Source organism: Neisseria sp. P0006.S004 (genome assembly GCF_051963015.1).
Lineage (GTDB): Bacteria > Pseudomonadota > Gammaproteobacteria > Burkholderiales > Neisseriaceae > Neisseria.
Genome location: NZ_JBQCUS010000005.1, coordinates 54077 through 79976, shown reverse-complemented (window position 1 = coordinate 79976; position 25900 = coordinate 54077). Strand labels below are relative to the sequence as shown.

The 25900-nt window shown below is 53.9% G+C and carries 21 protein-coding genes; 16 read left to right on the top strand and 5 right to left on the bottom strand.

Annotated features, from left to right (window positions below; all coding sequences use genetic code 11):
• Nucleotides 1–54 precede the first annotated feature (54 nt).
• The 3 genes from mnmE to ACTHR2_RS08240 all read left to right on the top strand — a co-directional run bounded on the left by mnmE (nucleotide 55) and on the right by ACTHR2_RS08240 (nucleotide 5082).
• Nucleotides 55–1419 carry a tRNA uridine-5-carboxymethylaminomethyl(34) synthesis GTPase MnmE gene (gene mnmE, locus ACTHR2_RS08250; protein ID WP_263338512.1) on the top strand — a complete coding sequence of 455 codons (1365 nt, stop codon included), beginning with the start codon at nucleotides 55–57 and terminating at the stop codon, nucleotides 1417–1419.
• A 1027-nt stretch (nucleotides 1420–2446) separates the two neighbouring features.
• The gene (gene rmuC / locus ACTHR2_RS08245; RefSeq protein ID WP_440375601.1) at nucleotides 2447–4249 is read left to right on the top strand and encodes a DNA recombination protein RmuC; all 1803 of its coding nucleotides are present in this window, start codon (nucleotides 2447–2449) and stop codon (nucleotides 4247–4249) included.
• 38 nt (nucleotides 4250–4287) lie between these two features.
• Nucleotides 4288–5082: a glycosyltransferase family 8 protein gene (locus tag ACTHR2_RS08240; protein WP_440367074.1), complete on the top strand. Its 795-nt coding sequence runs from the start codon at nucleotides 4288–4290 to the stop codon at nucleotides 5080–5082.
• 200 nt (nucleotides 5083–5282) lie between these two features.
• Here the strand turns inward: ACTHR2_RS08240 and dapD are convergent, their stop codons facing one another.
• From dapD to fur, 3 genes are all read right to left on the bottom strand, one after another.
• Nucleotides 5283–6104, bottom strand: coding sequence for a 2,3,4,5-tetrahydropyridine-2,6-dicarboxylate N-succinyltransferase (gene dapD, locus ACTHR2_RS08235; RefSeq protein ID WP_004520923.1), 822 nt, complete (start codon nucleotides 6102–6104; stop codon nucleotides 5283–5285).
• 283 nt (nucleotides 6105–6387) lie between these two features.
• Nucleotides 6388–7113: a leucyl/phenylalanyl-tRNA--protein transferase gene (gene aat, locus ACTHR2_RS08230; protein ID WP_263338520.1), complete on the bottom strand. Its 726-nt coding sequence runs from the start codon at nucleotides 7111–7113 to the stop codon at nucleotides 6388–6390.
• A 77-nt stretch (nucleotides 7114–7190) separates the two neighbouring features.
• On the bottom strand, nucleotides 7191–7688 hold the full coding sequence (gene fur, locus ACTHR2_RS08225; protein ID WP_094192831.1) for a ferric iron uptake transcriptional regulator: 498 nt from the start codon (nucleotides 7686–7688) through the stop codon (nucleotides 7191–7193).
• 151 nt (nucleotides 7689–7839) lie between these two features.
• Here fur and ACTHR2_RS08220 point away from each other — a divergent pair, with 151 nt between their 5' ends.
• From ACTHR2_RS08220 to gyrB, 4 genes are all read left to right on the top strand, one after another.
• The gene (locus ACTHR2_RS08220; protein ID WP_003682810.1) at nucleotides 7840–8235 is read left to right on the top strand and encodes an outer membrane protein assembly factor BamE; all 396 of its coding nucleotides are present in this window, start codon (nucleotides 7840–7842) and stop codon (nucleotides 8233–8235) included.
• 9 nt (nucleotides 8236–8244) lie between these two features.
• On the top strand, nucleotides 8245–9054 hold the full coding sequence (gene dapB / locus ACTHR2_RS08215; RefSeq protein WP_440375600.1) for a 4-hydroxy-tetrahydrodipicolinate reductase: 810 nt from the start codon (nucleotides 8245–8247) through the stop codon (nucleotides 9052–9054).
• Between the two features lie 90 nt (nucleotides 9055–9144).
• The gene (gene prmA, locus ACTHR2_RS08210) at nucleotides 9145–10032 is read left to right on the top strand and encodes a 50S ribosomal protein L11 methyltransferase (RefSeq protein WP_003682761.1); all 888 of its coding nucleotides are present in this window, start codon (nucleotides 9145–9147) and stop codon (nucleotides 10030–10032) included.
• A 194-nt stretch (nucleotides 10033–10226) separates the two neighbouring features.
• Entirely contained in the window at nucleotides 10227–12617 is a 2391-nt protein-coding gene (gene gyrB, locus ACTHR2_RS08205) for a DNA topoisomerase (ATP-hydrolyzing) subunit B (RefSeq protein ID WP_049336914.1), read from the top strand.
• A 205-nt stretch (nucleotides 12618–12822) separates the two neighbouring features.
• Here the strand turns inward: gyrB and queA are convergent, their stop codons facing one another.
• The gene (gene queA, locus ACTHR2_RS08200) at nucleotides 12823–13851 is read right to left on the bottom strand and encodes a tRNA preQ1(34) S-adenosylmethionine ribosyltransferase-isomerase QueA (RefSeq protein ID WP_049344317.1); all 1029 of its coding nucleotides are present in this window, start codon (nucleotides 13849–13851) and stop codon (nucleotides 12823–12825) included.
• A gap of 355 nt (nucleotides 13852–14206) precedes the next feature.
• On the opposite strand from queA, the gene accB reads away from it, so the two are divergent.
• From accB to ACTHR2_RS08175, 5 genes are all read left to right on the top strand, one after another.
• Nucleotides 14207–14665, top strand: coding sequence for an acetyl-CoA carboxylase biotin carboxyl carrier protein (accB, locus tag ACTHR2_RS08195; RefSeq protein WP_049344319.1), 459 nt, complete (start codon nucleotides 14207–14209; stop codon nucleotides 14663–14665).
• Between the two features lie 71 nt (nucleotides 14666–14736).
• A complete protein-coding gene (locus tag ACTHR2_RS08190; RefSeq protein WP_003684175.1) occupies nucleotides 14737–14928 on the top strand; it encodes a YqaE/Pmp3 family membrane protein in 192 nt (63 codons plus the stop codon).
• Between the two features lie 29 nt (nucleotides 14929–14957).
• Entirely contained in the window at nucleotides 14958–16319 is a 1362-nt protein-coding gene (accC, locus tag ACTHR2_RS08185; RefSeq protein ID WP_440375599.1) for an acetyl-CoA carboxylase biotin carboxylase subunit, read from the top strand.
• A 153-nt stretch (nucleotides 16320–16472) separates the two neighbouring features.
• Nucleotides 16473–16601 (top strand): hypothetical protein, encoded by a 129-nt coding sequence (locus ACTHR2_RS08180; protein ID WP_263338547.1) that lies wholly within the window; start codon nucleotides 16473–16475, stop codon nucleotides 16599–16601.
• 145 nt (nucleotides 16602–16746) lie between these two features.
• Nucleotides 16747–18969 carry a TonB-dependent receptor gene (locus tag ACTHR2_RS08175; RefSeq protein ID WP_263338550.1) on the top strand — a complete coding sequence of 741 codons (2223 nt, stop codon included), beginning with the start codon at nucleotides 16747–16749 and terminating at the stop codon, nucleotides 18967–18969.
• Nucleotides 18970–19134: 165 nt separating this feature from the next.
• Here the strand turns inward: ACTHR2_RS08175 and ACTHR2_RS08170 are convergent, their stop codons facing one another.
• On the bottom strand, nucleotides 19135–19830 hold the full coding sequence (locus tag ACTHR2_RS08170; RefSeq protein WP_440375598.1) for a siderophore ferric iron reductase: 696 nt from the start codon (nucleotides 19828–19830) through the stop codon (nucleotides 19135–19137).
• 267 nt (nucleotides 19831–20097) lie between these two features.
• Between ACTHR2_RS08170 and ACTHR2_RS08165 the strand changes: the two genes are divergently transcribed.
• From ACTHR2_RS08165 to katA, 4 genes are all read left to right on the top strand, one after another.
• Nucleotides 20098–20862, top strand: coding sequence for an ABC transporter ATP-binding protein (locus tag ACTHR2_RS08165; protein WP_070815053.1), 765 nt, complete (start codon nucleotides 20098–20100; stop codon nucleotides 20860–20862).
• A gap of 188 nt (nucleotides 20863–21050) precedes the next feature.
• Nucleotides 21051–21962 (top strand): iron-siderophore ABC transporter substrate-binding protein, encoded by a 912-nt coding sequence (locus ACTHR2_RS08160; RefSeq protein ID WP_263338561.1) that lies wholly within the window; start codon nucleotides 21051–21053, stop codon nucleotides 21960–21962.
• Nucleotides 21956–23923, top strand: coding sequence for a Fe(3+)-hydroxamate ABC transporter permease FhuB (fhuB, locus tag ACTHR2_RS08155; protein WP_263338564.1), 1968 nt, complete (start codon nucleotides 21956–21958; stop codon nucleotides 23921–23923). Before ACTHR2_RS08160 ends, fhuB begins: the two co-directional genes overlap by 7 nt.
• A gap of 298 nt (nucleotides 23924–24221) precedes the next feature.
• Nucleotides 24222–25736 carry a catalase KatA gene (gene katA, locus ACTHR2_RS08150; protein ID WP_263338568.1) on the top strand — a complete coding sequence of 505 codons (1515 nt, stop codon included), beginning with the start codon at nucleotides 24222–24224 and terminating at the stop codon, nucleotides 25734–25736.
• The last annotated feature ends 164 nt before the right edge of the window (nucleotides 25737–25900 follow it).

Sequence of the window (25900 nt, the reverse complement as noted above, 5' to 3'; positions counted from 1 at the left end):
CATCGTGAAATCACTATATAATACCGTCTATTAAATTCCAGATACGAGCCAACCATGTCCGTAACCCAACCCACCATCGCCGCTATCGCCACCGCACCCGGACGCGGCGGCGTCGGCGTGATCCGCCTTTCCGGCAAAAACCTGCTGCCTTTGGCGCAAACCCTCAGCGGCGGCAAAACGCCCAAGCCGCGCACCGCGCTTTACACCGACTTTCTCGGCGGCGACGGACAGCCGATAGACAACGGCATCCTACTCTACTTCGCCACGCCAGCCAGCTTTACCGGTGAAGATGTGATTGAGTTGCAGGGACACGGTGGCCCCGTCGTGATGGACATGTTGCTCTCGCGCTGCCTCGAACTGGGCGCGCGCATGGCGGAGCCGGGCGAATTTACCAAACGCGCCTTCCTCAACAACAAACTCGACCTTGCCCAAGCCGAAAGCGTCGCCGACCTCATCGATGCCTCCAGCAAGTCAGCCGCACGCATGGCGTTGCGTTCGCTCAAAGGCGCATTTTCCCAACACATACACGAGCTGGTGGACGACCTTATTACTTTGCGGATGCTGGTCGAAGCTACGCTGGACTTCCCCGAAGAAGACATCGACTTTCTCGAAGCCGCCGACGCGCGCGGCAAGCTCCAAGCCCTGCAAGGCCGTCTGAAAACCGTGCTCGCCAGTGCGGAACAAGGCGCGATTTTGCGCGAAGGCATGAACGTCGTCCTCGTCGGCGCACCCAACGTCGGCAAATCCAGCCTGCTCAACGCCTTGGCTGGCGACGACATCGCCATCGTAACCGACATCGCCGGCACCACCCGCGACACCGTGCGCGAACAAATTATCCTCGACGGCGTACCTATCCACATCATCGACACCGCCGGCCTGCGCGAAACCAACGACGTGGTCGAGCAAATCGGCATCGAACGCAGCCGCAAAGCCGTCGCCGAAGCAGATGTCGCCCTGATTCTGATTGACCCGCGCGAAGGTGTGAACGCCAAAACCCAAGCCATTTTGAACAGCCTGCCCGAAGGTTTGAAAAAAATCGAAATCCACAACAAAGCCGACCTGACCGGCGAACCCGTCGCCGTCCGTTCAGACAGCCTCGCGCAAACCGGCGCGGAAAGCGTTATCAGCCTGTCCGCCAAAACCGGCGCCGGTCTCGATTTGCTCAAACATGCCCTATTGCAGGAAGTTGGTTGGCAGGGAGAAAGCGAAAGCCTGTTCCTCGCCCGCAGCCGCCACCTCAACGCCCTGCACGAAGCCGAAGCCGAGCTGGAAAACGCCGCCCTCTGCGACAACAACCAAATCGAGCTTTTCGCCGAACACCTGCGCCTCGCCCAAAACGCCTGCAGCGAAATCACCGGCGAATTTACCGCCGACGATTTGCTGGGCGTGATTTTCTCGCGCTTCTGTATCGGCAAATAAAACGGTTTGCCATCAAATACAAAGGCCGTCTGAATGTTCAGACGGCCTTTTTTATCACCAAAACAAGCTTAATTTCACTTGCGTTTATTTATTGGCAGCTTCTGCCATATTTTTTGCGATTTTGGTCGCACCAACTGTCAAACCGGACATGCCGATCAGAGAAGCCGCGGCCAATTTGATTAATGTTTTCATTTTAACTCTTTTCTGTGTATTTAAGGGTGTGTTGTGTATTTTTTATTTATCGGCATCAGCCATATTGTGGGCGATATTGGTTGCGCCGACGGTCAGGCCGGACATACCGATTAAAGAGGCTGCCGCCAGTTTGATTAAAGTTTTCATTGTTCATCTCACTTTCTTGTCTGTCGGCCGAAAAACGGCCTAAGTTGCGTTTTCTAAGGTATTGTAATTGATTCGTTTATAATTGAATTATTTGTGTATAGCCGTTTCGATATTACGGGAGATGCCGACGGCAGAAGCCGATATTCCGGACATACCGATTAAAGAAGCGGCAGCAAGCGTTATTAAATGTCCCATTTTAAGTAGTCCTTTTTCATAGATACAAAATGTTATTTAACAACATACACATTTTTTCGCCAGCATCTGCGCTGCCGACAGGACGAATCATACCGTGTTAATCGTTAATTAATACAACTTTTCCGTAAAGATAAAATACTAAAAATATACATAATAATGGTTATAGTTAATTTATATTTTGTTTTGAAAATGACACCGATGTCTTTCTCAATGACACCGATGTCTTAATTACATACACACTACAAACGTATCTTGCTGTGCCCATAAAATTCCTCCTTTTTTGTTGCAAAATTGCACTCTAAATTAAATATATTTTTAAATTCAAAATGTTACAAATTTATCTTTTTCACAACCTAAATGTTCAATTAGTCAAAACCAATACCTTTGATAGCTTCTTTTAAAGAAAACACACGTTTCTAGCGCATATCCGACCATAAAATGCGCTGCAAATATATGATATAGTGAAACATTCTGCGTATTGACTATTTCCAGCATGAACAACACCCTAATCCTGACCGGCGCGGCCGCATTTTTTATCGGCGCGCTGTTTGCTTGGCTTATAACACGCTACCAAGCCCAAAGCCGACACTTTATTGTTTTGCAAGAATTGGCCGAAAGCCGCCGCCTGCATGAGTTTGCCGAACAGGTGCAGGCTCAAACTGCGGCGGACTTGGCGCAAAGCCGCCATACCGTGCAGGAATTGCAAGACGAATTGCAGGAGACGGGCAACCGCTTTGCCGCAGCCGAAAAACAGATTGCCTATCTGCAAGATTGCGAGGCCGAAGCCGAAGCTTTAAAACACGAATGTGCAAAATGGCAGCAAAGCGCGCAAAACCTGCAAATCAACAACGAACGCCTAAACACTCAGCTGATTCAAGAACAGGCATTGAGTGCGGATAAAAATACGCTTTTGCAACAACAAGAAACGGAAAAAGGCCGTCTGAAACAAGACTACGATTCGCTTTTAGAGCAAAACCATGCGCTGCAAGTCCAAAACGAACGCCTCTCCACACAACTGACTCAAGAAAAAGCCAATATCGACGACAAAAACAGCCTTTTACAGCAACAGGAAGCTGAAAAAGGCCGTCTGAAACAAGAATACGCCGCCCTTTTGGAGCAAAACCACGCGCTTCAAGTCCAAAACGAGCGCCTCAATACCCAATCGGAAAAAGACCGTCAGGCTGCCGAAGAAAAGCTGACCCTGCTGGCAGATGCGCGTAAAAACCTGAGCGACCAGTTCCAAAACCTCGCCAACACTATTCTGGAAGAGAAAAGCCGCCGTTTTACCGAGCAAAACCACAACCATCTCCAGCAACTGCTCAATCCGCTCAACGAACGCATCCACGGCTTCAGCGAGCTGGTCCAGCAGACTTATGAAAAAGAAGCCAAAGAACGCCTGACCATCGAAAATGAGCTCAAACGCCTGCAAACCCTCAACACCCAGCTCCACCACGATGCCAAAGCGCTGACCACTGCGCTGACCGGCACGCAAAACAAAACCCAAGGCAACTGGGGCGAGATGATTTTGGAAAGCGTATTGGAAAATTCCGGTCTGCAAAAAGGCCGCGAATACATCATTCAAGCCTCCAGCGTCCGCCACGAGGCAGACGGCACCCAGCGCCGCCTCCAGCCCGATGTCCTCATCAATCTGCCCGACAACAAACAAATTGTCATCGACTCCAAAGTATCGCTGACCGCCTACGTCCGCTATACGCAAAGCACCGGCGCAGAAGCAGAACACGAGCTTGCCAACCACGTCGCCAGCATCCGCGCCCACATCAAAAGCTTGGCAGCAAAAGATTACACCGACCTTGAGGGCGTCAAAACGCTGGACTTCGTCTTTATGTTCGTCCCTGTCGAACCGGCCTACCTCCTCGCCCTGCAACACGATCCAAACCTCTTCCAAGAGTGTTTCGACAAACGCATCATGCTGACCGGCCCCAGCACCCTGCTCGCCACCCTGCGCACCGTTGCCAACATCTGGCGCAATGAGCAACAAAACCAAAACGCGTTGGCGATTGCCGAGGCAGGCAGTAAACTTTATGACAAATTTGTCGGCTTTGTCGAAAGCATGGACGGCATCAATAAAGCGCTCAGTCAGGCTCAATCCCAGTTTCAGACGGCCTATGGCCGCTTGGTGTCCGGCAGGGGCAATCTCATCAGCAGCACCGAAAAACTGCGCAAATTGGGCATCAAAGCCGGCAAACAGCTGCAACGCGATTTATTAGAAAAAGCTATGTCTGAAAACGAAGACCACGCCGCCTTGCCGACCGCGCAAGACCAAGAAAATGACTGATAAAACTTAAGACATTGCAAACAAAGGGAATTTAACCAATGAGCAACATCACCATCGTCCTTGCCGCCGATACCGGCTATGCCGAGCAGGTTCATACCCTGATGAAATCCATCTGTACCCACAACACAAATGTCAATTTCTACCTCATGCACAATACCTTCAGACGGGAATGGATCGACTATACCAACCAAAAGCTCGCAGCCAGCGGCGGCCGTCTGAATGATGTCAAAATCGAGATGGACTTCAGCCAATATCACCGCCTACCCCATATTTCGGATGCCGCATTTTTCCGCCTGATGATGCAGCACCTGCCTGTCGACCGCGCCCTGTATCTCGACAGCGATATGGTGATTACCCAATCCCTACACGATTTGTTCAGCCTCGATATGCGCGGCTATCCCGTTGCGGCGGTACAAGACTCCTTTCTTGCCCGTACCGAATGGAATCACCCGACCGGCCTGCACACTACGCCCTATTTCAATTCCGGTATGTTGTTGGTCGACCTGGCGCAATGGCGGGAACACAATATCGCAGCGCAACTGCTGCAAACTGCTACCACCATTGATAAATCCGTTCCCTACGGCGACCAATGCTTTCTAAACACCGTATTTCAAAAAAATTGGCTGCAATTGGAAGAATCTTGGAATTTTCAAACAGGCGCAGTCCAATATTTCCAAAAACGAAATCTCGGCGAAATATTCCCCAAACCTGACACCGTCCCGCCCGTTATCCACTACACCACACGCGCCAAACCGTGGTTGTGCGATTACGGCAAGATTCCTTTTGAAGAAATCTATTGGCAATACTATTGCGCCGACTGGCCGGAAGCGTAGTCTCAGACAGGAAATACCCTTCCCTTGCCTCAATTGACCTTAAAACAACCCATCATCAAAAACAAAAGGCCGTCTGAAATCGTTTCAGACGGCCTTTAAGCCATAAAAAAACAGGCAGAACATTCTACCTGTTTTGTGTTCACATCCGACCGTAAAGCAGGCTTTACCACCCACCCTCAGTCGGCGTCATCTTTCTCCGATTAGATACCGCGCAACAATTCGTTCACGCTGGTTTTCGCACGGGTTTGCGCGTCCACACGTTTGACGATAACCGCGCAGTAGAGGCTGTGGCTACCGTCTTTGGAAGGCATGCTGCCGGATACGACAACAGAGCCAGCCGGTACGCGGCCTTGATAGATTTCGCCGGTAGTACGGTCAAAGATTTTAGTGGATTGACCGATGAATACGCCCATAGAAATCACGCTGCCTTCTTCGACAATCACGCCTTCGACGATTTCAGAACGCGCGCCGATGAAGCAGTTGTCTTCAATAATGGTCGGGCTGGCTTGCAGAGGCTCGAGTACGCCGCCGATGCCGACGCCGCCGCTCAAATGCACGTTTTTACCGATTTGCGCGCAAGAGCCGACAGTCGCCCAAGTATCGACCATCGCACCTTCGTCAACGTATGCGCCGATGTTGACATAAGAAGGCATCAACACGACATTTTTCGCCACAAAGCTGCCGCGGCGGGCAACCGCACCCGGAACTGCGCGGAAGCCTGCGCTGCGGAATTCGTCTTCAGACCAATCGGCAAATTTAGTCGGCACTTTGTCGAAGTATTTGTTCACACCGTCGTTGAGGATTTCATTGTCCTGAATGCGGAAAGACAGCAATACGGCTTTTTTCGCCCATTCGTTGACTTTCCATTCGCCCACGCCCAGACGCTCGGCAACGCGCAGTTTGCCAGAATCGAGTTGATGAATGGTTTCCAAAACCGCTTCACGCACTTCCGGAGTAACGGTATTCGGATTGATTTCGGCACGGTTTTCAAAAGCCGTTTCAATGATGTTTTGCAAAGACATGTTGATTCCTTCAAGAGATCAGGGCCGTCTGAAACCTATTCAGGCCACCCTATTACAAATATTTAACTCGTTATTTTGCCATGTAAAAGCGATTTCGTCAGCTATTAACATGATGAGCGCCGAGCATTACACGGCCGGATTTCGGTTAAACCAAGATTTTCAGACGGCCTATTCAAGTGAATTGAATCGCATTAATTTTCTAACTAATTTTCCAGCTACGATATACAGATTATCGCTTCTGCCGACACGCCGTGCCGATAAATCAATCTTCGCCGCCAATCTTTTACAGAAGATTTTCAGCCACCACGCCGCATTCGATATTCCGCCTTAACGGTTTCGCGTTCCAACCCTTCAAGGCCGTCTGAAAGTCGGCAAAATCCATCAACTGTGAACCGAAACGGCGCATATGTTCGGTATCCTGCTGACAGTCTATCAGCGCAACGCCCAAATCCGCCAAAAACGGTACGGCGCGGGCAAACGCAATCTTGGACGCATCGGGACGCAAGGCAAACATCGACTCACCATAAAACACGCAGCCAATTTGCACGCCGTAAAACCCGCCTACCAACTGCATTTCACCTTGCTCATCCGGCAGCCAGCATTCAAACGAATGCGCATACCCCTGATGGTGCAGCTTCAAATAGGCCGTCTGAAACGCAGGTTCTATCCACGTTCCGTCCTGTTCCGGACGCGGCACATTGGCGCAATGGGCAATCACTTTTTCAAAACAGCGGTTGACCGTTACCCGATACGGCTTGTGGCGCAAAGTTTTGGCGAGCGATCGGCCGATACGCAAGTTTTCCGGCACAATTACGGCTCGCGGCGCAACCGCATACCAGAAAAACCAACCGTCGCGGCTAAACCACGGAAAAATCCCCTGCCCATACGCCGACAACAGCCGCCCCGTATCCAAATCGCCGCTGACGCCGACCAAGCCGTCGCATTCATCTAATGCGTAAGATGGGTCGGGGAAACGATAATCCCGTGGCGCAAGTAAAGGAATCTTCATCGTAAAGCCCATAAAGTTTCAGACGGCCTCAGGCTGAAAATGCCCAAGGCCGTCTGAAAAATCAACATACAAACTGCTTAACGTTTGGTTTTGGTTTGGCATTCGCCGCATACGCCGTACATATACAGCGCGTGGTCGACGATGCGGTAGCCGTTTTCTTCGGCGATTTTGTCTTGCAGCGCTTCGATTTCCGGATTGTGGAATTCGGTTACTTCGCCGCATTTTACGCAAACGATGTGGTCGTGGTGATCGCCTTTGTCCAATTCGTAAACCGCTTTGCCGGTTTCAAAATGGTGGCGTTGCAAAATGCCGGCCTGTTCAAACTGGGTCAGCACACGGTAAATCGTCGCCACGCCGATTTCCACGCCCTCTTCCAACAGGATACGGTACACATCTTCCGCACTCAAATGCTCCTCGGCATGAGTTTCAAACAAGTCCAAAATTTTCAAACGTGGACCAGTAACTTTCAAACCGCTGTCTTTTAATTGCGCAATGTTGCTGAATTTTTCCATAATATTCAATATCCCTGTAAGGTAATAACCGTTATAATACGCACTTTCCGCCCATTTGCCCACTATTGGGCCGTTAAAGGGCGGCAATCTGCCGCCGGTCTTGCAATTGAAAATCGGCGAAAAGAAAAATTAAGAAGATGATTATCGTTTGCTTTTTAAAAATATTCAAGCGATGATAAACATCTTTCCCGAAATGACACAGAAAGGTAAGCCCGTGAATAAAGCCTTATGCCTTGCCATCGCCGCTATTTTAGGTCTGGCCTCATGCAGTGCCGAGCGCGTATCCAACTTTCCATCCTACAAACTTAAAATCATTCAAGGTAACGAGCTCAATCCCCGCGCCGTGGTTTCCCTGCGCCAAGGTATGACCCGCGACCAAGTCCAACTGCTGCTCGGTACGCCACTCCTGCGCGACGCCTTCCACGCCGACCGCTGGGATTACACTTTCAACACCAGCCGCAACGGCATCATCAAAGAACAAAGCAACCTGACCCTGTACTTTGAAAACGACGTCCTCGCACGCGCCGAAGGCGATGCCATTCAAAAATCCATCGAAGCGGTTCAGGCCGGACAAAACGTCGTTCCGACCACCGAAACCAAGCCGCAATAAGGAAGCCCCATGAGCGCATTGAAAATCGCCATCGCCGGCGTCAACGGCCGCATGGGCCGCGTTTTGGTTGAAGCGGTCAACAACCATCCCGATGCCGTCCTCTCCGGCGCACTCGAGCATTCCGGTTCAGAAGTATTGGGTTTGGATGCAGGCTTCGCCTCCGGCCTCAAAACCGGCGTTGCCATTTCAGACGACGTGGATGCCGTACTGGCCCAAAGTGATGTCCTTATCGACTTTACCCGCCCCGAGCCAACCCTGAAACACCTGCAAAAATGCGTGGGAAAAGGCGTCAACATCATCATCGGCACGACAGGTTTTGACGACGCAGGCAAAGCTGCCATCCAAGCTGCAGGCGAGAAAACAGGCGTTGTCTTCGCCGCCAACTTCAGCGTCGGCGTCAACCTGACCTTCCATATCCTCGACACCGTCGCCCGCGTGTTAAACGAAGGCTACGACATCGAAATCATCGAAGGCCACCACCGCCACAAAGTCGATGCCCCAAGCGGCACCGCGTTGCGCATGGGTGAAGTCATTGCCGACGCACTCGGCCGCGACCTCAAAGAATGCGCCGTTTACGGCCGCGAAGGCCATACCGGCCCGCGTGATCCGTCCACCATCGGTTTTGCCACCGTCCGCGCAGGCGACATCGTCGGCGACCACACCGCCCTCTTCGCCACCGACGGCGAGCGCGTGGAAATCACCCACAAGGCCAGCAGCCGCATGACCTTTGCCGCCGGTGCTGTACGCGCCGCAGTTTGGGCAAACGGCAAAAAAGGTCTGTACGATATGCAAGACGTACTGGGTTTGAAAAACCGATAAGCCCGCATCATCAGGTTTCATACCTTACAAGGCCGTCTGAAAGCACAACGTCGATTTTCAGACGGCCTTATTAAAAAAGAAAGCCCCACCATGTCCTATCAACAAATCACCATCAACGTCAACGATGCCGTCGCCGAACGCCTTGCCGACGCGCTGATGGAACACGGCGCATTGTCCGCCGCCATTGAAGATGCCTACGCCGGTACAGAAAACGAGCAGGCCATTTTCGGCGAACCGGGCATGCCGACCGAACAAATCTGGCAACAAAGCAAAGTCATCGCCCTTTTCGGCGAAAGCGACGACGCCGCTTCCATTATCGAAGCCGCCGCGCAGGAATGCGGTTTGAACGATTTGAAATACACCGGCGAAATCCTTGAAGATCAAGACTGGGTACGCCTGACCCAAGCGCAATTCGACCCGATTCAAATTTCCGACCGCCTGTGGATTACCCCGTCTTGGCACGAAGCGCCCAACGGCAACGCCGTCAACCTGCAACTCGACCCGGGCCTTGCCTTCGGCACGGGCAGCCATCCGACCACCCGCCTCTGCCTCAAATGGCTGGACACGCAGCTCAAAGGCGGCGAAAGCGTGTTGGACTACGGCTGCGGCTCAGGCATTTTGGCCATTGCCGCCCTCAAACTCGGTGCAGGCTCCGCCATCGGCGTAGACATTGACGAACAAGCCATCCGCGCCAGCAAAGACAATGCCGCGCAAAACAACGTCGATGCGCAGTTCTACCTGCCGGACGGCCTACCGCAAGGTCAATTTGATGTCGTTGTCGCCAACATTCTGGCCAACCCGTTGCGTATGCTCGGCGAAATGCTTGCCGCGCGTACCAAACAAGGCGGCCGCATTGTCTTGTCCGGTCTTTTGGACGAACAAGTCGAAGAACTCAGCGGCATTTACAACCAATGGTTTGACATTGAGCCTGCCGAAATCGAAGAAGGCTGGGCGCGATTGAGCGGCGTCAAACGCTAAAGCTGTTTTCCGACTCAAAGGCCGTCTGAAATTTAATCTTTCAGACGGCCTTTTTGCACTTAAAACGCTGAATATTCCAGCAAAATCAGGTATAATTGCCTATTATTTTGACCTTTCGGAACACATCCGCCGCGCCCGTTTGACATTTCATCGCGCGCACGGAAAAATTCCTTGAAATTCAGCAAGAAAAGACCATGACTGACCAAAAACACGAAGAATACGGCGCCGACAGCATACAAGTGCTGGAAGGCTTGGAAGCGGTACGCAAACGCCCCGGTATGTATATCGGTGACACGCAGGACGGCAGCGGCCTGCACCACATGGTGTTCGAGGTGCTCGACAACGCCATTGACGAAGCGCTCGCCGGACATTGCGACAAAATCACCGTAACCATCCATGCCGACAATTCCGTCAGCGTGGCCGACAACGGCCGCGGCATGCCGACCGGCATCCACCCGAAAGAAGGCCGCTCCGCCGCCGAAGTCATCATGACCGTCTTGCACGCAGGCGGCAAATTCGACAACAACAGCTACAAAATCTCCGGCGGTCTGCACGGCGTGGGCGTATCCGTCGTCAACGCGCTGTCCGACTGGGTAACGCTGACCATCTACCGTGACGGCAAAGAACACTTCGTCCGCTTCGTACGCGGCGAAACCGAAGAGCCGTTGAAGGTCGTCGGCGATTCCGACAAAAAAGGTACAACCGTACGCTTCCTCGCCAGCAGCGAAACCTTCGGCAATGTCGAATACAGCTTCGACACCCTTGCCAAACGTATCCGCGAACTTTCCTTCCTCAATAACGGCGTAGATATCGAGCTGATCGACGAACGCGACGGCAAACACGAAAGCTTCGCCCTCTCCGGCGGCGTGGCCGGCTTCGTACAATACATGAACCGCAAAAAAACACCGTTGCACGAAAAAATCTTCTACGCGTTCGGCGAAAAAGACGGCATGAGCGTCGAATGCGCGATGCAATGGAACGACAGCTACCAAGAAAGCGTGCAATGTTTTACCAACAACATTCCGCAACGCGACGGCGGTACGCACCTGACCGCATTGCGCCAAGTGATGACCCGCACCATCAACAACTATATCGAAGCCAACGAAGTCGCCAAAAAAGCCAAAGTGGAAACCGCCGGCGACGATATGCGCGAAGGCCTGACCTGCGTTTTGTCCGTCAAACTGCCCGACCCGAAATTCTCATCGCAAACCAAAGACAAACTGGTTTCCAGCGAAATCGGCCCCGTCGTTAACGAAGTCATCAACCAAGCCTTGACCGACTTCCTTGAAGAAAACCCGACCGAAGCCAAAATTATCACCAGCAAAATCGTCGATGCCGCGCGCGCGCGCGAAGCCGCCCGCAAAGCCCGCGAAATTACCCGCCGCAAAGGCGTGATGGACGGCTTGGGTCTGCCGGGCAAACTGGCCGACTGCCAAGAAAAAGACCCTGCCCTGTCCGAACTCTACCTCGTCGAGGGCGACTCCGCAGGCGGTTCCGCCATGCAGGGCCGCGACCGCAAATTCCAAGCAATTTTGCCGCTCAAAGGTAAGATTTTGAACGTCGAAAAAGCACGTTTTGAAAAAATGCTGGCCAGCCAAGAAGTCGCCACGCTGATTACCGCTTTGGGCGCAGGCATCGGCAAAGAAGAATTCAATGCCGAAAAACTGCGCTACCACCGCATCATCATCATGACCGATGCCGACGTGGACGGCGCGCACATCCGCACCCTGCTCCTGACCTTCTTCTACCGCCAAATGCCCGAGCTGGTCGAACGCGGCTACATCTACATTGCCCAGCCGCCTTTGTACAAAGCCAAATACGGCAAACAAGAGCGCTATCTCAAAGACGAATTGGAAAAAGACCAATGGCTGCTCGGCTTGGCCTTGGAAAAAGCCAAAATCGTTTCAGACGGCCGCACCATCGAAGGCGAAGAGCTTGCCAATACCGCCAAACAATTCCTGTTGGCAAAAACCGTCATCGAGCAAGAAAGCCGCATCATTGACGAACTCGTCCTGCATGCCATGCTGCACGCTTCGCCAGTCGATCTCAGCACCGCAGAAAGCGCAGACCGGGCCGTTGCCGAATTGAGCGGCCTCTTGGACGAAAAAGAAGTCGCGCTCGAACGTATCGAAGGCCACGAAGGACACCAGTTCATCAAAATCACACGCAAGTTGCACGGCAATGTGATGGTGAGCTACCTTGAGCCTAAGTTCCTCAACAGCAAAGCCTACCAAACCCTTACCCAAACCGCCGCCGCACTCAAAGGCATAGTCGGAAAAGAGGCGAAGCTCTACAAAGGCGACAACGAATACGATATCGACAGCTTTGAAGGCGCTTTGGACATCTTGATGAGCGTTGCTCAAAAAGGCATGTCCATCCAACGATACAAAGGCTTGGGCGAGATGAACCCGGAACAACTTTGGGAAACCACGATGGATCCTACCGTCCGCCGCCTCCTGAAAGTCCGCATCGAAGACGCCATCGCCGCCGACGAAGTGTTCGTTACCCTGATGGGCGACGAAGTTGAACCGCGCCGCGCCTTCATCGAAAACAACGCCCTGCTGGCGCAAAACATCGACGCCTAAGCATGGAAAGATAAAAGGCCGTCTGAAAAACGATTTTCAGACGGCCTTTTTGTTTTGTGCTTTATTTCTTACAACTCAAATTCCAATAACTTCGCGTGTTTACTTCAATAATTTATTTTAATTCGCGTATTTTAGAGCGTTCCAACTGATTCGGATTCGGGACAACCCAAATAACCAGTTTGAAATGCTCCAATCCGCTTCAAATTTATTCCGCTTTCCCCAAAATCATCGCATCGCCATAGCTGAAAAAGCGGTATTCCTGTTCCACCGCATGACGGTAAACGCTGCGGATATGCTCCATGCCCGAAAACGCGCTGACGAGCATCAGCAAGGTTGATTTGGGCAGGTGGAAGTTGGTAATCAATCGATCGGCAACATTGAAGCGGTAGCCCGGCGTAATGAAAATATCGGTATCGCCGCGACCGGCTTTCAGACGGCCTGTCTCGCGTGCGGCAGATTCCAAGGCGCGCATGGAGGTTGTGCCCACCGCCCACACTTTATTGCCGCGCGCTTTGGCGGCTTCAATGGCGGCAACAGTCTCGGCCGGTACGTCAAACCACTCGCTGTGCATTTTGTGTTCCTCAATTTTATCGACGCGCACGGGTTGGAATGTGCCGGCACCGACGTGCAGGGTTACTTCCGCGGTTTCTACACCTTTGGCTTTCAGACGGCCCAATAATTCATCGGTAAAGTGCAAGCCTGCCGTCGGTGCGGCCACTGCGCCTTGGTACTTGGCGTACACGGTCTGATAGCGGCTGTCGTCTTCATCATCGGCCACGCGTTCGATATAAGGTGGCAAGGGCAGATGGCCGTTTTGCTCTAAAAGTTCGTAAACGGTTTGCTCGCCTTCAAATTTCAGGCAAAACAATTCTTCCGCACGCTCCATCATGACGGCACGGATATCGCCTTCAAAAATCAATTCTGTACCCGGTTTCGGCGATTTGGACGAGCGGATATGCGCCAATGCGGTATGCGCGTCCAATACCCGCTCAATCAGGGATTCGATTTTGCCACCGCTGGCTTTCTGACCGAACAGGCGCGCCTTCATCACTTTGGTATTGTTAAACACCAGCACATCACCCGGTGCGACATAATCGGGTAAATCGCCGAAATATTTGTCTTCAATCGGCAATGTCGGCAAGGCAACCAGAAGCCTGCTGCTGCCGCGCACTTCCGGAGGATGCTGGGCAATCAGTTTTTCGGGCAATTCAAAATCAAAATCGGAAATATCCATTGTCGTGCATACTTAAAAAAAACAGGCGCCATTATACGCGCAAAGTTGGTTTTCAGACGGCATGTTTTGTCGAAAAACCAATAAATTAGAATAAACGCTCTCGGGAAAATCACCTTTTAACGACAATCAGCGTTCCTTTCTTTTTTCGCCGAAAAACGCCTTTTTTCTATCTTTTACTGGACATTTACCGACAAGTTCGGGAAAATAACCAGATTCATTTCTCAGGCTCCGCCCTGTTCCGACATTATTTAAACGCCGGATGGCAAACCTGCCTTCCGACGTCTCAGGAAATCATCTAAAACCACAGCGGCGCATACCCAATATGCACTTTATGCCGCGCTAAAAAGGAAAAGCAATGGATTTGCGTAAATTAAAAAAACTGATTGATTTGGTCGAAGAATCAGGCATTGCAGAAATTGAAGTTACCGAAGGCGAAGAAAAAGTCCGCATTACGCGTACCACTGCCGCCGCAGCTCCTGTTTATGCTGCTCCGGCACCTGCCGCAGCCGCTCCGGTTGCCGCACCTGCCGCTACTCCGGCCGCAGCCGCTCCAGCCGCCGCCCCTGCCGCTCGCGATTTGTCCAACGCACAAAAATCGCCTATGGTCGGTACGTTCTACCGCGCCCCCGGCCCGAACGCAGCCGCTTTCGTCGAAGTCGGCCAACAGGTTAAAGTCGGCGATACTTTGTGCATCATCGAAGCCATGAAGCTGATGAATGAAATCGAAGCCGAGAAATCCGGTGTCGTTAAAGAAATTCTGGTTGAAAACGGTACTCCGGTCGAATACGGCGAGCCGCTTTTCATCATTGAATAATCCGTTTTTTCAGACGGCCTTCAGTTTCGAGGCCGTCTGAAATTCCTTTTTCTGTTCATTAAGGACAAACCATGCGTCTGATTTTGGCTATTTTCTTGCCTTGGTTGCAGTTTTTCACCATCGGCCGTCCGATTGCAGGCATCATCTGTCTGATTCTGCAATGTACGCTGGTTGGCTGGATACCGGCAGCCATGTGGTCGGTTTACGCCTTGAGCCAATACAAAACCGACCAAAAAATCCGCAACGCATTAGGCGGCCGCTGAGGCCGTCTGAACCATCCGGAAAGATTATCATGCTGAAAAAAGTATTGATCGCCAACCGGGGCGAAATCGCCCTGCGCGTCCTGCGAGCCTGCCGTGAAATGGGCATCGCCACCGTCGCCGTCCATTCCGAAGCCGACAAAGACAGCCTGCACGTCAAACTCGCCGACGAATCCGTGTGCATCGGCCCTGCCGCATCCGCACAAAGCTACCTCAACATTCCTGCCCTCATTGCTGCTGCCGAAGTAACCGAAGCCGACGGCATCCACCCGGGCTACGGTTTCCTCGCCGAAAACGCCAATTTTGCCGAACAAGTCGAACAATCCGGCTTTGTCTTCATCGGCCCTAAAGCCGACACCATCCGTCTGATGGGCGACAAAGTATCCGCCAAACACGCCATGATCGAAGCCGGCGTGCCTTGCGTTCCCGGCTCTGAAGGCGCATTACCAGACGACGGCGAAGAAATCCTCAAAATTGCCGATAAAGTCGGTTATCCCGTCATTATCAAAGCCTCCGGCGGCGGCGGCGGCCGCGGTATGCGCGTCGTCGAGAAAAAAGAAGACCTCCTCCAGTCTGTCGAAATGACTAAAGCCGAAGCAGGCGCGGCATTCGGCAACCCGATGGTTTACATGGAGCGCTATCTGCAACGTCCGCGCCACGTCGAAATCCAAGTGATTGCCGACGAACACGGCAACGCCATCTACCTCGCCGAGCGCGACTGCTCCATGCAGCGCCGCCACCAAAAAGTCATCGAAGAAGCACCGGCCCCGTTCATCACTGAAGAAGAACGCGCCAAAATCGGCAAAGCCTGTGCCGACGCTTGCAAACGCATCGGCTATCGTGGCGCAGGTACGTTTGAATTCCTGTACGAAGACGGCGAATTCTTCTTTATCGAGATGAACACACGCGTTCAGGTTGAGCATCCGGTTACCGAGCTCATCACCGGCGTGGACATTGTCCAAGAGCAATTACGCATCGCATCCGGCCTGCCTTTGCAATACAAACAGGAAGACATCCAAGTTGAAGGCCATGCGTTTGAGTGCCGTATCAACGCCGAAGACCCGTACAACTTCATTCCAAGCCCGGGCCTGATTGAAAGCTGCCACCTGCCCGGCGGCTTCGGCGTCCGCGTCGACAGCCATATTTATCAAGGCTACCGCATCCCTCCTTACTACGACAGCCTGATCGGCAAAGTCTGTGTCGTCGGTAAAGACCGCGACCAAGCCATGGCCAAAATGCGCGTTGCCCTCGATGAGCTGGCGATTACCGGCATCAAAACCAATACGCCGCTGCACCGTGACTTGTTCAGCGATCCGGGTTTCCAAAAAGGTGGCGTCAGCATCCACTACTTGGAACACTGGCTGGAAGAACGCAAAGCCAAACAGGATAAATAATCCTTTGTTTTAACTAAAAATAAGGTCGTCTGAAACGCAAAATAAAGTTTCAGACGGCCTTTTTTAAGGCGAAGCAGGCTTCTTCAAATACCGCGTGGACTTTGACGCGCTGGAGAGACTGCCTGAATTGAAAGCGGGCAAAATCGGTGCGATTTGCTGTTCGCGCCCGACCAACACGCCCACGAGTGCATCCGCATGAGCATTGCGCAGGACGCGGAAACGCTGAAAAAAGGCATTGCCGCGATCGGCAGGGTAGTGCGCGGTTTGTACGATGCGGCGTAAACGGTAAAGTTGACAGCCATTCAGTCAAAAGGTCGTCTGAAAACAGTTTCAGACGGCCTTTTATTATTTATTTTTTTTAATTTGAAATGAAATTAATTTTCTTTTAAAATTAACCGTTACGATCGACTTTTGAAAGAAAATACAAATGACTAAGCCCGCTTCCAGACTCAGCATCCTCAGCCTCTCCCTCCTTGCCGTTTCGTCGGCATTTGCCTCAGACGAACCACAAGTCCGAGAAACCGCCGAACTTGAAGCCATCACCGTAACCGCCAGCGCGGACGCATCCAAGGGCGGTTTGATTCCTGCATTTAAGGGCGGACAGGTAGCGCGCGGCAGCCGCGTGGGTATTTTGGGCAATAAAAAAAACCTAGAATCGCCGTTCTCCAATACTGCTTACACCAATAGGCTGATTCAAGACAAACATGCGCGCAGCGTCGGCGACGTACTGCAAAACGACCCGACCGTCCGCGTTGCGCGCGGTTACGGCAATTTTCAGGAAGCGTATTTCATACGCGGCTTTGCCGCCGAATCGGACGATACCATGTACAACGGCCTTTACGGCATCCTGCCGCGCCAATACATCGCCACTGAGCTTTTCGAACGCGTGGAAGTCCAGCGCGGCGCATCCGCCTTCTTAAACGGCATGGCGCCGGGCGGCAACAATATCGGCGGCACGGTATCCGTATTGCCCAAACGCGCGTCCAATGAAGGATTGAACCGGCTGACTGCCAATTACGGCGCGGGAAAACGCGGTGGTTTGGCAGCGGACGTGGCGCGCCGTTTCGGACAAAATCAGGAATTCGGCGTGCGCATCAATGCGGCGCACCATAACGGCAAAACCGCAATAGACGACGAAAAGTCCAAACTCAGCCTGGTCAATGTCGGCCTAGACTGGCGCAATGAAAATGCCCGCCTGTCCGCCGATTTGGGCTGGCAGGACAACAAGCTCAAAGCCACGCGTACCAATGTTACCCTGTCAGGCCTGACCGCCGTGCCAGCCACGCCTGATGCTTCGTCCAACTGGGCGCAGCCGTGGACGTATTCCAACGAGCGCGACTGGTTCGGCACAATGCGCAGCGAATACGATTTCAACGACAACCTGACTGCCTACGCCGCCTATGGCTTCCGCCGCAGCAAGGAAAACAATTCTCTGGCAAACCTGACTGTCGGCAATGTCAACGGCGACGGATCGATTTACCGCTTCGACAACGCGCGTAAGGATAAAATCGACACAGGCGAAATCGGTTTGCGCGGCAAATTCAATACGGGCGCGGTAGGGCACGAATGGACCGCCGCCGCCAACCGTTTCCAATCCTCGCGCAAAAACGCTTACATCATGGATTGGGGCAACCAATATACGACCAACCTCTACAACCCGTCCCGCTATCCGCAACCCGCAGCCGCCAACCCGCTGTATTCGGGCAACGACATGGGCAATCCTGCTGTTACCGGCAAAACACGCCTGACCAGCTTCGCCTTGGGCGACACCTTCAGCCTTTGGGACAAACGCCTGCAATTCATGCTCGGTGCGCGCTGGCAGCAGGTGCATAACAAGGCTTACGCCTATAATACGGGCGCGCAAACCGAAAATTACAAAAAATCGCGCCTCAGTCCCTCCGTCGGCGCGGTGTACCGCATCACGCCGAATTGGTCGGTGTACGGCAACTACATCGAAAGCCTGGGACAAGGCGCGACCGCAGGCTCGACTGCCTCCATCAACGGCCGGGCCTACGCCGTCAGCAATGCCGGCGAATCGCTCAAACCCTATGTTTCCAAACAAAAAGAAATCGGCACGAAATTTGAAGCTAACGGCTTCGGCGCGGGATTGGCCCTGTTCCACACCGACAAACCGCGTTCGCTTTACGTTGCCGAAAGCGGCAACACCGCCCGCTTCACCTCCGAAGGCAAAGACCGCCACCGGGGCGCGGAAATCACCGTTTACGGGGAAGTCGCACAAGGTGTGAGGCTCTTGGGCGGCATTACCCTGCTCGATGCCAAGCAGAAATCTACCGGCTCATCTTTAACTGACGGCAAACGCACCATCGGCGCGGCTAAAACCCAAGCCAACATTGGCTTGGAATGGGAAGTGCCGAAAGTGCAGGGTTTGGCATTTGACGGACGCATGGTTTACACCGGTTCTTCCTACGCCGATGCGGCCAATACGCTTAAAGTCGGCGGCTGGACGCGCTTCGACATCGGCGCGCGCTACCACACCCAAATCGGCAGGCACGAAGCCACCTTCCGCGCCCGCCTCGATAATGTTGCCAACAAGAAATACTGGGCATCCGTCGGCGGCTATCCCGGCAGCGGCTACCTAAACGCCGGCGCGCCGCGCAGCTTCTCCCTGTCGGCATCCGTCGATTTTTAAGGCAGCAAACGGCAAAGGCCGTCTGAAAAATATTCAGACGGCCTTTAAGAATGTCGGCAAACCCTTTCCCCTACCGCAAAAACAAGACAAGCTCACGACAAATCAGCCGGTTGCATTTTCAGCAGCCTCTGATGCCGTGATGTCTTTACCCGAAACCGCCCTGCCCTAAGGCCGCGTTTTCGGACAACCGCTGCAAAATTCCCCGTCTTCCCGACGGTAGTGTTGGCAGCAGGCGGCCAGTTGTGCCTGAAACCCCTGTGTTTCCCCGTCCCACACCAGCGCGCCGTTGCAGCGTACCGCCAAAGCATCCTGCCATTGCGGCGCCAGCATTTCCGTTTCACCGCGCGAGAGCAGGCGCAGGGCATGTGCGGCAGACAGAGCTTTGAGCACCGCATCGCCGAGGAAATATTCCGCCAGCTTCGCACCCAAAGGATAATGCGGACGAATCAGTGGCAGCGAGGCGTACAGATAGGCTTTCAAATCTGTGGCGGTTCGTGAAACGGCTTCCTGCCTGAGCCGCACCGTACAATCCTGCACCGCAATGCCGAAACGTGCGGTAAACAGCCCGTCGAAAGTGTGGGCAAAACCTGAAAAATCGGGCGATGCACCTTTGACCGATGCCGCCCACACACCCAGATAAACCGGCTGCCACATCCATAAAAGCCAAGTGCGGCAAGCCCAATAGACCGCCCCTGCTTCAGGATGTGCCACGGAGAGCCTGCCGAACGCCGATGCCATGATCTCCGCTTCGCGACTGTCCGCCTCTGTTTCAGACGGCCTCGCATCGCCGTCCAAATCAGGCAGCGCAAGGGCGCAGAAACGGATGATGTCTTGGATGGCGAGAGTGTTTGGGAGGCTCATGTCTGCATTTGAATTGAAATAAGAATTGTTATATTTTAACCATATCCAACCGGGCGGAAAAGTTGCCGTTTGACAGCGGACGGACAAAACCGGAACAAAGCGGCAAAGCCGCAGGCCGTACAGACAGTATGGAACCGGTTCACACGGTGTTTCAACACCTTAGCGTATCGTCCGCTTTAAACAGGACAAGCCGGTTCCGTACCGTTTTTTTGTTTATCCGCCGGCAAACATCCTCCGCCCCATTTTACCGAAAGGCCGTCTGAACCCGTGTTCCAACTACAAAACGCCTCATTTGCCGTGCCCGGGCGCACCCTGCTGCACGATATTTCCCTCTCTTTCGAACCGAACAAGGTTTACGGCCTGATCGGACACAACGGCTCGGGCAAGTCCACCCTGCTCAAGCTGCTGACGCGCCAACACGAATTGGCCGGCGGCAGGATATTGCTGGACGGCAGGGACATTCATGACTATTCCGTGCGCGGATACGCCAAAGAAGTCGCCTATCTGCCGCAGCACCTGCCGGCCGCCACCGCACTGACTGCCCGCGAGCTGGTCATGATGGGGCGTTATGCATGGAGCGGCCTTTTGGGGCGCACCAACGATGCGGACAGGGAGGCGGTCGCCCAAGCCTTCCGGCTGACGCACACCGAAAAATTTACCGGACAAATCGTCGATACCCTCTCGGGCGGCGAGCGTTCGCGCATCTGGCTGGCAATGTGCCTGGCGCAGCAAAGCCGCTTCCTGCTCTTGGACGAACCGCTCGCCGCTTTGGACATCGCCCACCAGATAGAAGTGATGGCACTGGTGCAGAAGCTGTCGCGCGATTTGGGGCTGGGCGTGATTATCGTCATCCACGACATCAATCTGGCGGCGCAATATTGCGACGAACTGGTCGCGCTCAAACAAGGGCGGCTGCTGAAAACGGGCAGGCCGTCCGAAATCATGACGGCGCAAGTGTTGAAAGACATTTACAGCGTCGAGATGAACATCATCGCCCACCCCGAAAACGGCCGCCCCGTGGCATTGCCTTGAAAAATTCTTCCAAGAAGAACACGTCGTCTGAAAAGCCGGAATGTGCAGGTCGGATACCCGTATCCGACAAAACGCAGATATTTCGGTTGCTTTGAACGGCACCGCCAATTTGAAAATATCGGATTCGAGAATCCGACCCACATTTTTCAGACGACCTTGACCCCAACCCCCGAAAGACTGCCGAACAAATGTCCCACCGCTTTTCAGACGACCTCCCCCACTTTGCCGCACGGCTATTTCTCACCGCCGCCGCGCTGTTTGCCGTTTTTTCCCATGCCGCACCGCGTGTGGCGACTTCGGACTGGACGATAACCGAAACGCTGACGGCGATGGGGCATCCGCCCGTCGGTGTCGCCGACAGAAGGGTTTACGATACCTGGGTAAACTATCCGCCGCTGCCTGCCTCGGTGAAAGAGGCAGGTTTGCGCTTCCAGCCGAACCTGGAGAGGCTCTATCAGATCAAACCCGATTTCTTCGTACAATCTTCCTGGTATGCCGCCGCCAAGCCGCAATTTGAAAAAATCGCGCCGGTACACGAGCTGGATTTCGGTACCCCAAAAGGCATCGAATACGCGCACACGCTGGATACGACGCGCAAACTGGGCAGGCTTATCGGCGATACGCCGGCTGCCGAAAAGCTGATACGCGACACGGAAAACCTGTTCGCCCGCGCCCGTCCCGTACTCGCCCCCTACCGCAACCGCCCCTTTGCGGCCGTCCAGTTTGCCGACAGCCGGCATTTGCGGATTTACAGCAAAACTTCGCTCTTTCAGGTCGTTTTCGACAAGCTGGGGCTGAAAAACGCATGGACGGGCAAGAGCAACGAATGGGGGTTTGAAAACATCACGCTGGTGGACTTGGCCAAGCTGCCGCCGGATACGGTGCTGATTATCGTCAAACCGCATCCGCAAAATACGCGGCCGGTATTGGAAAAAAGCACGCTTTGGAAAAGACTGCCATTCAGCAGGCCGGAAAACCGCCGTATTTTCGAACCGTCGTGGAGCTACGGCGCACTACCCTCCATGCAACACTTCACTTTGCAACTGATGCGTTCGATGCCGTCTGAAACGGCATCCGCAAACAAGGAGGCCGCATGGTAAATATGTTCAGACGACCCCTGCCCCCGCTTGCCGTCCTGCTGCTTCTTTTGTGTGCGCTGACGGCATGGTGGATCTTGAAGCTGGAATGGACGCTGCCGTGGCTGCGGATTTTCGACCGCCCCGACACCCTGCCCCTGGACGCACTGATGGTGCAGAACAATACCCTGCCGCGTATGGCGATGGCGCTGCTCGCCGGCGGCAGTACGGCGGCGGCAACCATGCTGATGCAGCAGCTGATGCGCAATCCGCTCGCCTCTGACGGCACGCTGGCAGTCAGCAGCGGCGCACAGACGGCACTGGTGGCGGCAACCGTATTCGCCCCCTCCTTCCTCTCCTACGGCACGTCCGCCGTGGCGTTTGCCGGTGCGGCGGCGGCCTTGGGCGCAGTCTTGTGGCTGTCGTCCCGGCGCGGCCTGCAACCGCTTACCGTCGTGCTGGCAGGCCTGGTGGTCAGCCTCTATCTCGGCTCGCTGACGGGCATTGTGATGCTGTTTTTCAGCGAAGAGACGCGCGGCGTGATGCAGTGGGGCAGCGGCTCGCTGGTGCAGGACAGTTGGCGCGACACGCTGGGACTTTTGTGGCGCGTCGCCGCAACCGCCCTGTTTACAGCCTTTCTGATCAAACCGCTGACCATCATGAGCCTGAGCGACACGCAGGCGGAATCGGTGGGCATCCCTGTCAAAAAAATCCGCCTGCTCTCGTTGGCAGCGGCGGCCTTTTTGGGCGCAAGCGTGGTCGGCTTCGTCGGCATGATGGGCTTTGCCGGACTGGCGGCGGCCACGCTGGTACGGCAGACGGGCGTGCGCACACTGCCCATGCGCCTGATCTGTTCCTTCATCATCGGCGCACTGCTTTTGATGCTGACTGACAACAGCCTGATGCTGCTGAAGCACTATCGCGGCATAGACCTGCCTGCCGGTGCAGTAACGGCACTCATCGGCGCGCCGCTTCTGCTGTGGCTGATGATGAAAACCCCATCCCGTCCTTCTTTTCAGACGGCCTCCGACACCGCGCCTGCCGCGCTGCATACCTCGCGCCTGTTGCGCCTGCTGCCGCTGATTGCCATTGCCGCAGCGGTATTGGCCCTGACCGTCGGACGCTACGATGAAACCCTGCGCCTGACCATAGACCCCGAATATTTCGTATTCCGCTACCCGCGCGTGCTGCTTGCCGCCGCCATCGGCACCATGCTCGCGCTGACCGGCGTGATGCTGCAAAGGCTGACGCAAAATCCGATGGCAGGCCCCGAGCTTTTGGGCATCAGTTCCGGCACGGCATTCGGCGCGATGGCCAGCGTCATGCTGTTCGGCATCACTTCGGGCAGCGGCTGGTTTTGGCTGGTCGGAGTGATTTCCGCACTGGCATCCTTGGGACTGTTGATGCTGTTCAACCGCAAAAACGGGCTGGCTCCCGAAAAAGTCCTGCTCACCGGCATGGCCATCGCCGCCCTTGCCGATGCCGCCATCCGCATTTGGACGGCAAGCGGCGACTACCGCGTACAACAGCTATTGGTATGGATGTCCGGCTCGACCTATCAGGCAACGCCCGAATCCGCCCTCACCGTCAGCCTCCTCGCCGCCGCTTCGCTCCTGCTCATCCTTCCCCTGCAACGCTGGCTGGGCCTGCTCAGCCTGAACGCCGATGTCGCCCAATCCACCGGCGTCAACGTCTCCCTTGCACGGATGGTGCTGATCGCCTCAAGCGCGGCACTGACTGCCGCCGCCACCCTGCTTATCGGTCCCTTGAGCTTCGTCGGCCTGCTTGCCCCCCACCTTGCCCGTATGCTCGGCGCGCGTTTGCCCGGACAGCAGCTTGCCGCCGCCGCACTCATCGGCGCATCGGTTATGATGACGGCCGACTGGCTGGGCAGGCAGGTAATGTTCCCTTACGAAGTCCCTGCCGGAATGATGGCCACGCTCATAGGCGGCGCATATTTCATGATGATGATGCGCAAGCTTTAATGCGAACGGAGATACAAAAAGGTCGTCTGAAAACAGTTTCAGACGACCTTTTTGTTTAACATGTTTATTCGATAATAAAAATCTAACAAAAATAAAATCTCAATTAATAATAACAATATTAAATTAAAGTCATAGTTCCAATAGTCAAAACCTTTCTGTATAGTTCTTTTCATAGCTTAAGTAAAAGGAAGAACAAATGTCGATACAAGAAATTTATGAATGCCAAGAAACCGGCTACGAATATGCTTTTCGGCAAATCGTTTTATAAACCACTGACCATTTCACAAAGGAAATCATCATGACCATCTCCAAATGCCCAGTCACCCATCTGACCATGAACAACGGCGCGCCCGTTGCCGACAATCAAAACAGCCTGACCGCCGGTCCGCGCGGTCCTCTGCTGGCGCAGGATTTGTGGCTGAATGAAAAACTTGCTGACTTCGTGCGCGAAGTCATCCCCGAACGCCGTATGCACGCCAAAGGTTCGGGCGCGTTCGGTACGTTTACCGTGACACACGACATCACAAAATACACCCGTGCCAAAATCTTTAGCGAAGTCGGCAAAAAAACCGAAATGTTCGCCCGTTTCACCACCGTGGCAGGTGAGCGCGGCGCAGCCGATGCAGAACGCGACATCCGCGGCTTTGCGTTGAAGTTTTATACCGAAGAAGGCAACTGGGATATGGTCGGCAACAACACGCCTGTGTTCTTCCTGCGCGACCCGCGCAAATTCCCCGACCTGAACAAGGCGGTCAAACGCGATCCGCGTACCAATATGCGCTCCGCTACGAACAACTGGGATTTCTGGACGCTGCTGCCCGAAGCCCTGCACCAAGTCACCATCGTCATGAGCGACCGCGGCATCCCCGCCAGCTACCGCCATATGCACGGCTTTGGTTCGCATACTTACAGCTTCTGGAACGAAGCGGGCGAGCGTTTTTGGGTGAAATTCCATTTCCGCAGCCAGCAAGGGATTAAAAACCTGACCAACGAAGAAGCTGCAAAAATCATCGCCGACGACCGCGAAAGCCACCAGCGCGACCTGTACGAAGCCATCGAACGCGGCGAGTTTCCGAAATGGACGATGTACATCCAAGTCATGCCTGAAGCCGATGCGGAAAAAGTGCCGTATCATCCCTTCGATCTGACCAAAGTTTGGCCGAAAAAAGACTATCCGCTGATTGAAGTGGGCGAATTTGAGTTAAACCGCAATCCCGAAAACTTCTTCGCCGATGTGGAACAATCAGCTTTTGCACCAAGCAACCTTGTGCCCGGTATCAGCGCCAGCCCCGACAAAATGCTGCAAGCCCGTTTGTTCAATTACGCTGATGCGCAGCGCTACCGTCTGGGCGTAAACTTCCGCCAAATTCCTGTCAACCGCCCACGCTGCCCTGTTCACAGCAACCAGCGCGACGGACAAGGCCGTGCCGACGGCAACTACGGCAGCCTGCCGCACTACGAACCCAACAGCTTCGGCCAATGGCAGCAACAACCCGACTTTGCCGAACCGCCTTTGAAAATCAACGGCGACGCAGCGCACTGGGACTACCGCCAAGACGATGACGACTATTTCAGCCAACCGCGTGCTTTGTTCAATCTGATGAGCGACGCACAGAAACAGGCTTTGTTCGACAACACCGCCGCAGCCATGGGCGATGCACCAGACTTCATCAAATACCGCCACATCCGCAACTGCTACCGTTGCGACCCGGAATACGGCGAAGGCGTAGCCAAAGCCCTTGGACTGACTGTCGAAGATGCCCAAGCGGCACGAGCCAACGACCCGGCTTTAGGTCAACCTGGTTTACTGTAAGGAGGCATTATGTGGATAGAAATTGAAGAAATCTTGTCTCAAGCTGTCCGATACAGCCGTTCGAGCAAAAAGTAACGGTTTAGATCATTAAGAAGGCCGTCTGAAACACAAAATCAAGTTTCAGACGGCCTTTTTTGATGATGAAGTTTATTTGATTGCTTCTG